The organism is Phytohabitans rumicis, assembly GCF_011764445.1.
Lineage (GTDB): Bacteria > Actinomycetota > Actinomycetes > Mycobacteriales > Micromonosporaceae > Phytohabitans > Phytohabitans rumicis.
The window spans coordinates 7474158-7487043 of the sequence record NZ_BLPG01000001.1 but is presented as its reverse complement, the minus strand read 5'-3'; the positions used below and the strand labels follow the sequence as shown (position 1 = coordinate 7487043).

Annotated in this window: 12 protein-coding genes; 5 read left to right on the top strand and 7 right to left on the bottom strand. The window is 69.1% G+C overall.

The annotated features are described in order from the left end of the window. Positions 1–120: 120 nt before the first annotated feature. Positions 121–576 carry a nitroreductase/quinone reductase family protein gene (locus tag Prum_RS34155; protein WP_173080284.1) on the top strand — a complete coding sequence of 152 codons (456 nt, stop codon included), beginning with the start codon at positions 121–123 and terminating at the stop codon, positions 574–576. 66 nt (positions 577–642) lie between these two features. Here Prum_RS34155 and Prum_RS34150 read toward each other — a convergent pair whose 3' ends face one another. The 5 genes from Prum_RS34150 to Prum_RS34130 form a co-directional block, all read right to left on the bottom strand. Beyond that, positions 643–2049 (bottom strand): cellulose binding domain-containing protein, encoded by a 1407-nt coding sequence (locus Prum_RS34150; protein ID WP_173080277.1) that lies wholly within the window; start codon positions 2047–2049, stop codon positions 643–645. A gap of 318 nt (positions 2050–2367) precedes the next feature. Next, positions 2368–3441: a LacI family DNA-binding transcriptional regulator gene (locus tag Prum_RS34145; RefSeq protein WP_173080275.1), complete on the bottom strand. Its 1074-nt coding sequence runs from the start codon at positions 3439–3441 to the stop codon at positions 2368–2370. 79 nt (positions 3442–3520) lie between these two features. Then, entirely contained in the window at positions 3521–5305 is a 1785-nt protein-coding gene (locus Prum_RS34140; protein WP_173080273.1) for a glycoside hydrolase family 6 protein, read from the bottom strand. A 396-nt stretch (positions 5306–5701) separates the two neighbouring features. After that, positions 5702–6538, bottom strand: coding sequence for an SAM-dependent methyltransferase (locus Prum_RS34135; RefSeq protein WP_173080271.1), 837 nt, complete (start codon positions 6536–6538; stop codon positions 5702–5704). Then, complete coding sequence (locus tag Prum_RS34130) at positions 6535–7281, bottom strand: phytanoyl-CoA dioxygenase family protein (RefSeq protein ID WP_173080269.1); 747 nt, start codon at positions 7279–7281, stop codon at positions 6535–6537. Before Prum_RS34130 ends, Prum_RS34135 begins: the two co-directional genes overlap by 4 nt. Before the next feature lie 73 nt (positions 7282–7354). Between Prum_RS34130 and Prum_RS34125 the strand changes: the two genes are divergently transcribed. Then, entirely contained in the window at positions 7355–8173 is an 819-nt protein-coding gene (locus Prum_RS34125; RefSeq protein ID WP_173080267.1) for a helix-turn-helix transcriptional regulator, read from the top strand. Beyond that, positions 8163–8543, top strand: coding sequence for a hypothetical protein (locus tag Prum_RS34120; protein WP_173080265.1), 381 nt, complete (start codon positions 8163–8165; stop codon positions 8541–8543). Before Prum_RS34125 ends, Prum_RS34120 begins: the two co-directional genes overlap by 11 nt. Before the next feature lie 300 nt (positions 8544–8843). On the opposite strand, the gene infA is transcribed toward Prum_RS34120, so the two are convergent. Together infA and Prum_RS34110 are read right to left on the bottom strand one after the other, a co-directional pair. Beyond that, positions 8844–9068 carry a translation initiation factor IF-1 gene (gene infA / locus Prum_RS34115; protein ID WP_173080263.1) on the bottom strand — a complete coding sequence of 75 codons (225 nt, stop codon included), beginning with the start codon at positions 9066–9068 and terminating at the stop codon, positions 8844–8846. Next, positions 9068–9802, bottom strand: a complete 735-nt coding sequence (locus tag Prum_RS34110; protein WP_173080261.1) for a GNAT family N-acetyltransferase — start codon at positions 9800–9802, stop codon at positions 9068–9070. The genes infA and Prum_RS34110 overlap by 1 nt, the downstream gene beginning before the upstream one ends. A gap of 297 nt (positions 9803–10099) precedes the next feature. On the opposite strand from Prum_RS34110, the gene Prum_RS34105 reads away from it, so the two are divergent. Together Prum_RS34105 and Prum_RS34100 are read left to right on the top strand one after the other, a co-directional pair. After that, positions 10100–11224 carry a flavin-containing monooxygenase gene (locus Prum_RS34105; RefSeq protein WP_173080259.1) on the top strand — a complete coding sequence of 375 codons (1125 nt, stop codon included), beginning with the start codon at positions 10100–10102 and terminating at the stop codon, positions 11222–11224. Between the two features lie 15 nt (positions 11225–11239). Further along, positions 11240–12865: a LuxR family transcriptional regulator gene (locus tag Prum_RS34100; RefSeq protein WP_173080257.1), complete on the top strand. Its 1626-nt coding sequence runs from the start codon at positions 11240–11242 to the stop codon at positions 12863–12865. The last annotated feature ends 21 nt before the right edge of the window (positions 12866–12886 follow it).

Below are 12886 nucleotides of genomic sequence, written 5' to 3'. Positions count from 1 at the left end.
CCCAGCCCGGTGGCCGGGATCCCTTGTGCCGCCTTCTCCACGCCATTACGGTACATGGCACAGATAGTTAATGCCGCGTACAGTATGTGCTGTTAACTAAATGGGCCAAGGAGAGGTCAGATGAGCTTCGATACCCGCCCAGGAACCCGCGGCGCCCGCCAGCCCGGCGGCAAATGGATACTGTGGTTCAACAAGCTGGCCGCCCGACGGATCCGCCGCAAGGGCGGCAGGATGATGGGCTTCAACGCCCTGATCCTGACCACCGTCGGACGCAAGAGCGGGGTCGAGCGTACGACTCCGGTCGGCTGGTTTCCCGGCAAGGACGGCAGCTGGCTCATCGTCGCTTCGGCAGCCGGAGCGCCCGGAAACCCGGCGTGGTACCACAACATCGCCGCCCATCCCGACAAGGTCCAGATCGAGGTCGACGGCCGCACGGTAGCCGTCATCGCCGAACAGCTCCACGGTGCCGAACGCGCACAGGCATGGGAGCAGATCATCGCCGCCGCGCCCCGGTTCGCTCAGTACCAGCACAAGACCGACCGGGAACTGCCGATCATCCACCTGGTGCCCCGATAGGCCGGCACCACTCTGAGCCGGCGTCCTCGGCGGCGGCTGCCCGCCGAGGACGCCGTTCCTATGGGGTCATGGGCTGGTGCAGGTGAGTGTCGGCGTCGATGCAGATCCGCTGGCGACGAACCCGAATGTTGTCGACCCGTTCGCGCCGAGCGAGCCGTTCCAGCTCACGTTCCTCACCGTCACCGATGCGCCGCTGACGCTCAGCGTGCCGTTCCAGAGCTGGCTGATCGTCTGCCCGCTGGCCAACGTCCAGCGCGCCGTCCAACCATTGATCGCCGATGTCCCGGCTCGCACTGTCACCTCGCCCTGGAACCCACCGCCCCAGGAATTGACCGTCCGGTAGGTCGCCGAGCAGGCACCGGCCGGCGGCGGCGTGGTTGTGGGCGGTGCCGTCGTCGGCGGCGCGGTCGTGGGCGACGGGGTTGTTCCCTTGTACTGCGCGACCACCTGGGCCAGGTCCGCTCCCTTTCCCTTCATGTACGTCTGGTTGACCCAGGAGGTGAAGGCTGTTTGGACGGCTGACGACGATGTGCCCGACCAGAGCTCTTCCTTGTTCTGATCGAAGTAGACGATGTTCTTCAGGTCGGGGTAGCGGCCCGAGTTCAACGCGGTGGACATGTCGTTGATCCACTGGGCCTTGTTGCCGCCGTCCTCGCTGGAGCCGACTTCGGCGATCATCACCGGACGCTTCGGGGCGATGGCGCGCGCCTTGGTGTAGGCGCTGGCGAACATGGACTCAAAGCTCGTCCAATAGTTGCCGGCCGGGTCCCAGGACGGACCCAGGCCCCAGTTGTAGCCATCGATCGCGACCCAGTCGACGTACGCGTCACCGGGGTAGGACTGCGCCGGGTCGTTGTAGGAGGCGTCGGGGGTGGAGCTGTTGTTGAAGCACCATACCCATTGCACGTTGGTGGCTCCGGCGGCGACGACGAGGTCGTGCACGCGCCGGTACGCGCTGACGTAGAGCGCGGGGTTGCTGCCGTTGTTGACGATGCCCCAGGGGTACCAGTTGCCGTTGAACTCGTGCCCCCATCGCACCATGATCGGTGCGCCGACCGCCGCGAACTCCGCGCCGCGGGCCCTGATGTAGCTGTCCCATCTGCCGTTGATGATGTCTTGCAGGTGGATCTGGTTGGGGTCACTGACGCTCAGACCCGTGTTCCAGGGTTCCCAGGTGAAGTGCATCATGATGCCCTGGTTCCACAGGGCTCTGGCCTCGGCCGCGTTGAATGCGTTGCCGGTGGCCCAACTGTCGAACCATTGGACGCTTGCCGGGGTGACCCCGTACCGGCTGACGGTTCCCGGCGCGATGTCGGCGGGGCTCGTCTGGCGGAACACCCCGAGGTACTTCGTTGATGCGTCCGCGGCGGAGGCGCCCACAGCGGGAATGGTCAGCGCCGCGCCCAGGAGTAGCCCAGCGGCGGCGAAGATGCTCGCAGTTCGGAGGCGCCCGAACGTGATCCGGCGTTTCATGTGTCCTCCATGCTCTGACGCGAGGGACGAGACGGCCCGACCGTTTCTAAAAAGACTCAGAACGTTTCAGCCCGGATGAGGCGACGAAGACGGCGGCCGTGCGCGGTTAATGGGTGGCATGGGCGGCGCCCAACCCGCCCACAGGGAATGCTCCAGCCCGGAGAGCGAGCCACTTCGCCCACGTCCCGGCCGTTCTTCGGCTCCACGAAGTATCGTGCACCACACCGCAGCGACGGTCAACGATCGTTCGAAATATAGAAACATAACGAGTTGTGCGGCGGCGGCGGGGGTCGCGGCGCCGACGAGGCAGGTGCCTGATCAGCGGCGGCGGCGTGCCGCTGCTGGGCGCGGGTCCGGCGGCGGCGCGGTGCTGTCCCGCACGACGAGCGTGGTCGCCAACTCGATCCGGTCGTGCTCGGGCTTGCGGCCGTCGGCCAAGGCAAGCGCCAGTTCGGCCGCGGTGGCGCCCATCTTGAACAGTGGCTGCCGCACGGTCGTCAGGGCCGGGCCGGCCCACCTTGCGAACGGCAGGTCGTCGAACCCGACGACGCTGAGCTCCTGCGGGATCCGCATGCCGCGGGCGCGGGCCGCCTCGTACACGCCGAGCGCCTGCAGGTCGTTGGCGGCGAAGATCGCGGTCGGCGGTTCCGGCAGTGCCAGCAGCGCTGTCGCTTCGGCGTGGCCGCCTTCGACGTACAGCGGGGCGACGCGGATCAGGTCGGGATCCACGGGGACGCCGGCGGTCTCCACCGCCGCCCGGAAGCCGTCCAGCCGGGCCCGGCAGCACAGAAACTCGGCCGAACCGTTGATCATCGCGATCCGCCGGTGCCCGAGTTCGAGCAGGTGCCGGGCGGCCACCAGGCCGCCGTTCCAATTGGTCGCCCCGACCGACGGTGTCTCGTGCGTGGGCTCACCGGAGGGGTCCAGGATGACCAGCGGGATCGCCCGGCTCGCCAGCTGCGCCGATTGCATCTCGGTGAGATTCGCCGAGACGGCGATGACACCGGTGGGCCGGCGGGCGAGGACATCCTGTGTCCACGCCTGGTCAGGGGTGAGCTGGCCGTGCATCTCGCTGACGGCCACGGCCAAGCCGTGCGGCCGGACCACCTGCTCGACACCGCGGATGATCTCCAGCGCCCACAGGCTGTCCAGTGACTGGAAGACGACCTCGACGACCGGTGTCGCGGGCTCGGTCTGCTCCTGCCGCCGGTAGCCGTGGTCCTGGATGACCTGCTCGATCCGCTGCCGGGTGTCGGAGGCCACGCCGGCACGCCCGTTGAGCACCTTCGACACGGTCGGGGCGGACACGCCAGCAAGGTGGGCGATGCGCGCCACGGTCAGTCCAGCACGCCGGCGCCCGGCGTCCGGCGCGTCCGGACCGGATGTGTTCACGTTCGCAGCCTAGGCGACGGTGTGGTGGGCGGTGGGGCCCTATGCCGCGCAGCTTCAGGCCCCACCGCCGGCTCTCCGCCTACAGGGCTGGGTAGGCGTTTTGCATCAGTTGGGCCAGCTGCGCCGGGAAGAACGCTCCGGAGATCGGGGCGTTGGGCAGCGCGCCGGACAGGTTGTTGCCGTTGAGGACGTTGCCGGTGTACGTGGGGTCGCACATCCGGTCGAAGCCCTTGCCGTCCGGGTTGTCGATCAGCTGGCTGGAGCCGTCGGACTCCCCCGGCGGCTTGACCCACACGTAGGCGTCGATGCCCGCGCCCGGGGCCGAGCGCGGACGCTCGCCGAGGCCGGCACCGCTCTGGTTGCACCAGTTGCCCTTGTGGATACGGCGGTCGATCCGGGAACCGTTGACCTGCTCGTCGACAGTCCCGGTGGTGACCGGGCCGGTCGGCCGGGCGGTGCCGCCCCAGCCGTTACGCGAGGTGTCGATCAGCATGCCGATGCCCGCCGGCATCCCCTGCGCGATCATCTCGGTGCGAAACGCTTGGACGAACGTGGTTTCGTCGTTGTACAGGTTCCAGTCGATCCACCTCGACGGGCGGGTCGTGTCGTTCACCGTGATGTAGGGCTCGGTCAGCGCCGCGTAGTTTGCCGTGTTGCTGATGAACCCGTGCACGTTGTTGACGCTGCCGGAGAGTCGCACGGTGTCGGCCACCAGTTGCGCGGTGGGGCGGAGGTTGGTGTCCCAGCCGATCCAGCCGTGGTGTCCGGCGTCGATGTAGTTGTAGACGTTCGCGATTCCGCCGAGCTTTTGCAGTGCGTAGGCGATGCCGGCCTGGTAGTTGCCGTTGGCCTTCATCGTGTCGCACGTCGGCGTGGCCGACGGGCGCCCGGACACGTTGGTGATCAGGTTGGGCAGCGAGTCGATCTCGATGATGTTGATGATCCGCAGGCTGCGGAAACGGGCGTCGTTCTGGTAGACCGCGATCGGGTCGATGTACGCGGTCTTGTACCGGTCGATCTCGGTCGGGCCGAGTTCCCCGTTGGACGCCAGCGCCGCGCAGTCCCGGCCGGGCAGGTTGTAGATCACGAACTGGATGTACGACGCGCCCTGCGCCACCGCGGCCAGCAGGTGGTCTTCCACGCCCATGGGTCCGTTGGACTGGCTGCCGGCGGTGCCTTCGATGGCCGCGATCCGGTCGATCCACACCGCGGTCGGGTTGCTGGAGATGCGGCTGCCGCCGGTGACGGTCTCCGCCTTGGCCTTCCACTCCGGGTTGACGTAGCCGCGGCCCCCGACGTACGGGTTGTCGACCTTCTGGCCGGGCGGCCCGGTGGTCGGGTTGGTGGTCGGCGGCGTCGTGGTGGGCGGGGCCGTGGTGGGCGTGCCGGTCGTGGGGTTGGTGGTGGGGGTTCCGGTGGTCGGGCTGGTGGTGACCGGGGAGCCGGTGCAGGCCACGCCGTTGACCGAGAACGCGGTGGGCGCCGCGTTGGTGCCGCTCCAGTTGCCGAGGAAGCCGGGATTGACCGTGCCGCCGTTGGCGACGCTGCCGTTCCACGACTCGTTCGCGACGGTGACGGCGCTGCCGCTCTGCGAGAACCGGCCGTTCCAACCCTGGGTCACGGTCTGCCCGTTCGCGAACGAGAACCGCAGCGACCACGAGGTCCAGGCGTCACCGACGTTGCGGATGACGATGTTGCCCTGGAACCCGGTGTTCCATTGACTGGTGACGGTGTATGTCACGCTGCACCCCGTAGCGGCGGCGGCCGGCAAAGCCTGGATCACCGAGAGGCCACCCAGGCCGAGCACAGCGACGCCGGCTATCGCCAGGCGCTGTTTACGGGTACGACTCGAGACGAGTCTCATTCCTGTCTCTCCTACTTCGTCGCGGCGCGGACACGCCTGACGGGTAGCTCACCGGCCCGGAAGGCGAGCTCGAATGATGTCGTCACACCGCCGTGCGGGCGGCTGACGCCAACCCGCGTGCCCTGGCGAAGCGCGCTCAGGTCGGCTCCCCTGATGCGCTAGCCGAGTTTGGCACGGAAACATTCCATGAACAAGCCCATGGATTTCTTTCTTTCGAACGAACGTAGAGGCGGACGCGTGGCTGCGCCAGGATGCTGGCTGAGCCGGAATCTTCCGCCTCAGCAAGGCGATTGATGGCGGCTTGAGGGATCGGTGGCGGGCTGGGCAACCCGTTCTTCACCTACGTCGGGGGCACCGACGGCACCTTCTCGCAGTTCGGACGGGCCATCCGTTTCGCTACATCAAGCGATTGGTTCGGTCCCGGGTCGCCCGCAGCCAGCCGACACCCGCGTAGGCGGGCAGCCGCTGCGCGGGCGGCCCGGCGGGTCCAGGATCCGGCCGCCACTGGGCCACGTACACGACCCCGGGCTCAACGATCTCGAACCCCTCGAACAGGCCCCGCACTTCGGCGTAGGTCCGGAAGGTCATGTTCGTTCCCGGTCCGTACCCGGTGTCGAAGACGTTCTTGAACGGGTCGGCGTGTTCTGGGCGGCCCTGCCGGGTTGCCTGGCTCAACGCGAGGAAGCTGCCCGCGGCCATCGCCTCCCGGTATCCGGCGATCACCGCCTTCGGCTCGTCGCCCGGCAGCTCGTGCAGCACACCGACCAGCAACACCCCGATCGGCTTCCGCGGGTCGATCAGCCGACGCACCCGAGGATCGGACAGCACCGCTGCGTGATCCCGTAGGTCCGCCTCCACCACCACGGCCGCTGGGTCGTCGGCGAGGAGCTCCGTGCCGCGCGCCACCGCGACCGGGTCTTGGTCCACGTACACCACCCGGGCACCGGGTATGTGCCGGCGGGCCACGTCGTGCACGCTGCCCGCGGTGGGTAGGCCCGAGCCGAGCTCGACGAACTGGTGCACCCCGGCGCCGGCCATCAGCCTGACCGCCCGATGGGTGAACCCGCGGTTCGCCCAGATGAGCTGGCCGATCTCGGGCACGACGGCCTCGAGCCGGCCGGCCATCTGCCGGTCGACCGCGAAGTTGTTGTGGCCGCCGAGGAAGAAGTCGTACACCCGAGCCGCGCTCGGCCGCTCCCCGTCGACGCCAACGCCCCACTGCTGGTCACTCATCGTAGTGCCGACCATACCGGGAACTGCTCAAATGACCCCCACGGGCGGCTGCCGTCTTTGGTCATGATGATTTCGCTGGAGTACTGCGCGAGGTAGACGCGGCGTAGCCGGTCGGTCAGGTTCGAGCCGCTGCGGTGCATGACCACGCTGGAGAAGCAGACGATCGAGCCGGCCGGTGCGACCACCGGCAGGCCCGGGTCGGAGCCGAAGTAGCACACTCGGTCGTTGGTCTCCGGGTCCTGGATGTGCTTGACGTATGAGCGGATGCCGGAGCGGGTGTACGGCAACAGGTAGACCGAGCCGTTCTCCTCGGTGACATCGTCGAGCGCGATCCACACCGTCAGGTACGGCTTGTGCTCCTCGTGGACGTACCCCGAGTCCTGGTGCCAAGCGAAGGCGCTGCCCTCCGGGTCGGCGGCCTTGATGACGTACTGCTCCCAGAACAGGTACGCCTGCTCGCCCAGCGTGGCGAAGCAGATCTGCGCCATCGTGTCGCTGAACAGGAATTCACGCAGCTCCGGCCGGTCCTTGTAGATCATCTCGCTGAAGTAGCGTTTGCCGCGCGCGTTCAGGTTGAGGCGGTCGACGCCGGCGGCGTCCATCTCCCGGTCGGCCTTCTCGATCGCGTACGCCGCGCCGCCGCGCAGCAGTCGCAGTTGCTCGTCGCTGAGGGCGCGCTCGAGGATGAAGTAGCCGTCCGTCTCGTACTGCTCGCGCATCTGCTCCGTCACCAATGTGGTCATGCGGTCACGGTAGGGAAGCCGGCTGCCCGCCCGGAATGGCCACAATGGGCCGGGCACATGTACGTTCTGGCACATGGATCGGGGCGTCCACATCGTGCTCGCGCATGGACCGGCGACGCGCCTCGGCCAGCTTCTCCTGGTCGGCGAAGTGGTCGACGACGAGCCAGTCGTTCCGGCGCCGTTTCGGGTCATGGACGCGTACGTGCTGTCGGCCGTGACCGGAGGCGGTGGCACCTACCGGCACCACGACGGCCGGGCGCAGCCGATCGGACCGGGAACGTTCACCGTCGTGCCTCCGGGCGTGCCGCACTGGTACGGCACGCCGCCCGGCGAGCGCTGGACGGAGACGTTCGTGGTCTTCGCCGGACCGCTGTTCGACATGCTCGCCGGCGGCGGCGTGCTCGCCACGGCCGGCCCGCGCTCGCACCGGCCGGGGCTGTCGATCGACGAGCTACGGACCGTGCTGCGCGCCCGGCCCCGCTCGGTACGCGGGGCGGAGCGGCAGTTGCTCACGCTGGCCGACTGGCTGCTGGACACCGAGGACGTGGCGGGCGGTCCGGCGCCGGGCGACGCCATCGCGGCCGCCGCCGACCTGCTGGCCAGCGATCTCGGGGCCAGCCTCGATATGCGGGCCGTCGCTGCCCAGACCGGGTTCTCGTACGACTTGTTCCGGCGCCGCTTCACCCGCGAGTTCGGTGAGTCGCCGCTCGCGTTCCGCAACGCGCGGCGGCTGCGGGCCGCCGCGAACCTGCTGCGCGTGACCGACATGACGATCCGGGAGATCGCCCGCGCGCTCGGGTACGCCGACGAGTTCCACCTGTCCCGCCGCTTCAGCGCCCATTTCGGCGTGCCGCCCCGCGACCACCGCAAGGCAGGAACCGATGGCTACTGACGAGGACGTGCTCACCTCCCTCGACCACTACGACAACGCCGTAAGGCGTGTCGCGGACGACTTCCGGGCACGCGGCGCGCCGATCGAGCCTAGACAGGTACGGCTGGACGACCTCGACTCGATAGTCGTCGACTACAGCGGGGTGGGTCAGAGTGACGCCTACCTGGGCAGCCTGCCGAACGTGGCCTCGGTCGAGGAGGCCGCCGTCGAGCTGGCCGACCTCCTTCAGGAGGAGGCGATCGAGTCGGGAGACGTCCTGTGGCCCGGATGCCTTCCGGGCCACAGTCATCCGCCGACGCCACGACTCGCCAATGGGACAGCGGTCTGGGCCTGTCCGAAGGACGGCATTGTCATCACCCGTATCGGTTAAGCCCGCGGGGAGGCGACCGTGGTCCAGGTGGCGCCGTCCGTGCTGGTCTGGGGCTGTATCTCGCGTTCAGTGCGCTGCTCGCCGCGGTCGGCCTGTGGCGCATCCAGCGCCGAGTTAGCTAGCCGGGCCCCGGTCCGCGTCACTTGCGGACCGCATGCTCCCGCGGGCACCGCGCAGGTCGGCGGCTCGCAGAGCGAGCCGAAATCCCCGACCTACGCTGCCAGGTCCGCGAGACAAGCCCGCCGGAGTCCAACAGACCGTGGCGCGATGGAAGCGCACGGCCCAGGCGAAAAGGTGCGGCTAGGTGCGGTACCGGTAGAGGATCCGGCCCCGGGTCAGGTCGTACTGGCTGAGCTCCACCAGCACCCGGTCGAACGGCAGGATCTTGATGTAGTTCTTGCGGATCTTGCCGCTGATGTGGGCCAGGACGATGTGGCCGTTGGGCAGCTCCACGCGGAAGTTCGCGTTGCGCAGGCACTCGATCACGGTGCCCTCGAGCTGGATGCCGTCGGTGGACTTGGCCATCAGCGGATCACCAGCTCGAGGTTGCTGCCGGCGCGGCGAGCACCCAAGCCTTCGAAGAGCGCGATCGCCGCTGTATTGGCCTCGTGCACCTCGCCGGTGACGAGCCCGACGCCGCGGTCATGCGTGGCGCGCCGGCCCTCCGCCACGAGCGCCCGTGCGATGCCCCGCCGGCGGTGGGTGGACAACACGGCGACGAGCCCGATGCGCGTTTGTTTTGGCAGCGGTACTACCCGGATCAGCCCCACGTATGAGCCACCCTCCGTCGCCACCGCGTACCGCGCGGGGTAGATCGGGCGCGACAGTACCTCTGCCGGCATCTCCTGCCACCCGACCGTGGCCTCCACCTGCGCCCGGATCGCGCGGTCCAATCGCCGCAGCGGGCGGACCTCGGCCGCACCGAACGGCAGGATCGTCAGATTCGGCGGCGGTACTACCTGACCCCCGTCGACCGGCATGACGTACTCCCACTCGCGCCGCCGGGTCGTGAAGCCGATCCCCCGCCACTGCGCGGTCAGGTCGAGGTCGGCCTCGTCCACGACGGTGTACAGCGGGCGCGGCAGGGCCGCCAGCATGGCGCCGGCGAGGCGGTCGAAGACCGAGCCGTGCCACGTGTCGATGCTGAGGAAGAGGCGCCCGTCGGGACGGGGCGAGGCGTCGCCGCGACCCACGACGAGATCATCGTCGAGGGCATGCCACTGGCGCGGCGCGACTTGGGTGATGACGAGTGTGTTCATGGCGTCGCTCCTTCGGGAGGTCGAATCGACGCTCCCGGGCGGCACCTAGCGCCGTAGCCCGACCGTGACGGAGATGGGGAGCACCCACATCGATACAACGTTCACGGTGCTCACCTCCTCGGGCAGTGCCACGGTCGAGCAGCAAGGTACCGCCGCCCCGAACCCGCAGTCCAGCGATTAACACCTGCGGCCTGTGGCGATCGCCCCATCGGCGTCCGAACGGATGGGTAGATCGCCCGACGCGGCCCCGACGGCCGGGCTCCTAGCGTCAGCTACATCCAGGCTAGGAGGCGGACCATGAGCTCCCAACATGTCGAAACTCTGATCATCGGTGCCGGGCAGGCCGGCTTGTCCACCGGCTACCACCTCAAGCGGCGCGGCCGGTCGTTCCTGGTTGTGGACGGCAACCAGAGGATCGGGGACAACTGGCGGCAGCAGTGGGACACGCTGCGGCTGTACACGCCGGCCAAGTACGACGGGCTGCCGGGCCTGCCGTTCCCGGCGGCGCGCTGGCACTTTCCAGGAAAGGACGAGGTCGGCGACTACCTGGAGCGCTACGCGCTGCAATTCGACCTGCCGGTGCGCACCAACACCCGCGTCGACCTGCTCCAGCGGCGGCCCGACGGCGGGTACGACGCGACGGTCGGCGATGCGACGATCAGCTGCGACAACGTCGTCGTGGCGACCGGCAGCTTCGGGCGTACGCCAAACGTGCCCGAGTTCGCCGGCGAGCTCGCGCCAGCGATCAGGCAGCTGCACTCCAGCCAGTACCGGCGGCCTTCGCAGCTGCAGCCGGGGCCGGTGCTGGTGGTGGGGGCCTCGCATTCTGGGCAGGACATCGCCTACGAGCTCGCACCGACGCGTCAGACGACACTGTGTGGACCCGGGCGCGGGAACATCCCGTTCCGTCCCGAGTCGCGGCGTGCGCACCTGTTGCTGCCGGTCGTGGTCTTCGCATTCCGGCACGTGTTGACACGCCGGACCCCGATGGGGCGCAAGGCGATGCCGGAGGTGCGGTTCCACGGCGGGCCGCACCTGCGAGTCAAGCCATCGGACCTCGAACGTCGCGGCGTGATACGGACGCAGGCCCGCCTGACCGGGGTGGTTGACGGCCAGCCGGTACTGGACGACGGCACCGTGCTCACCGTCAGCAACATCGTCTGGTGCACCGGGTTCCGGCAGGTCTTCGACTGGATCCGGCTACCGGTCCTGGACGAGCGCGGCTGGCCGGTGGAGTACCGCGGCGTCGTCGACGTGGCGCCGGGGCTGTTCTTCTGCGGCCTGTCGTTCCAGTACGCGTTCGCCTCGATGGTGTTCCCGGGGGTCGGCCGCGACGCGGACTACGTTGCCCGCCGCATCGTCGCCCGCTCGCACAGCGCGGCGGCGAACGCCGCCGCAGCGGCCGCGAACAGCCTAGGCTGATCCATGGAGGCGGCGATGGGTGTGGTCGATGATCTCCTGCAGGCCAGGGCGGCCTACGACCGCCGGGAGTGGCTGGCCGCTTATGGCGGCCTGTCCCAGGCCAGCGGCGATTCGCTCAGCGCCGACGACTTCACCCGGCTGGCCATGGCCGCGTACCTCGTGGGCCGCCGCAACGACTGCGTCCAGGCTTTACAGCGCGCCTACCAGCTGCACATCGACAGCGGCGCCGTGCCCGAGGCGGTGCGGGTGGCGTTCTGGCTGGCCCTGGTGCTGCTGACAAGCGGCGAGGCGGCGATCGGCGGCGGGTGGGTCGGCCGCGCGGAGCGCCTGTTGGCCGACGTCCCCGGTGATGTCGTCGAGCGTGGCTACGTGCTCATCCACGTCATGTTCCGGCACATCTTCACCGGCGACTTCGGCACCGCGCTGGAGCTGGCCGAACAGGTGGCCGACTACGGCCGCCGCTTCACGGACCCCGATCTGGTCGCCGTGGGGTTGGCCAGCCAGGGCCGGGTCTTGCTCTACCGCGGACGCGTACCGGAAGGTCTGGCGCTACTGGACGAGGCCATGGTCGGCGTCGCTGCCGGCGAGGTCTCCACCGTCTTCGCCGGCAACGTCTACTGCACCATGATCGAAGGGTGCCAGGAGATCGCCGACTTCGACCGCGCGGCTCGATGGACCTCCGCGTTGACGGCCTGGTGCGACGATCAGTCAGGCTTGGTCGCGTACACCGGCCAGTGCGCGGTACACCGCGGACAGATCATGCGCGCCCAGGGCGCCTTCGACGAGGCCCTCACCGAGTTCGACCTCGCCGTGCGGCGCTACCGGCAGGCTGACACGATGGACGCCGCCGGGCTGGCGATGACCGAACGCGGCGACGTGCTGCGCCTGCGCGGAGACCTCGACGCGGCCGGGGCGGCGTACGAGCAGGCATCCGCCTTCGGCCACGAACCGCAGCCAGGGCTGGCGTTGCTATGGCTCGCCCAGGGCCACATCGCGGCGGCTGTCGCCGCGGTACGACGGATGCTCAGCGAGGCCAGGGACCCGGTGCACCGGTCCCGGCTGCTGCCGGCCGCGGTCGAGATCCTGCTCCTCGCCGGCCACCGCGACGAGGCGGCGCGGTTGGCCGACGAGCTCCGGTCGATCGCCGCGGCTTTCGGCTGCCCGCCGGTGCAGGCCCGCGCCGACCACGCCTGCGCGGCCGCGGCGCTCGCCGCCGAGGACCCGGCGGCGGCACTGCCCCTGCTTCGACGCGAACGAGCGGTCTGGGAACGACTAGGCGCACGGTACGACACGGCGCGCTGCCGCGTCCTGCTCGGACGAGCCCTCGATGCCCTCGGCGACCACCAGTCCGCACTCACCGAACTCACCGCCGCCCGCCACGCCCTGGCAGACCTCGGCGCGAAGCCCGCCGAACAAGAGGTAGCCGCACTCATCCGCCCCACCCTGCCCCGCGGCCTCACCGAACGCGAGGTCGAGGTCCTGCGACTGGTAGCGGCCGGGAAGACCAACCCGGAGATCGCCAAGCAGCTGGTGCTCAGCGAGAAAACCGTCGGCCGGCACCTCAGCAATATCTTCAACAAGATCGACGTCACGACCCGCACGGCCGCCGCAGCGTTCGCCTTCGAACACCACCTGATGTGAACCGGAGAACGACAGGCATAC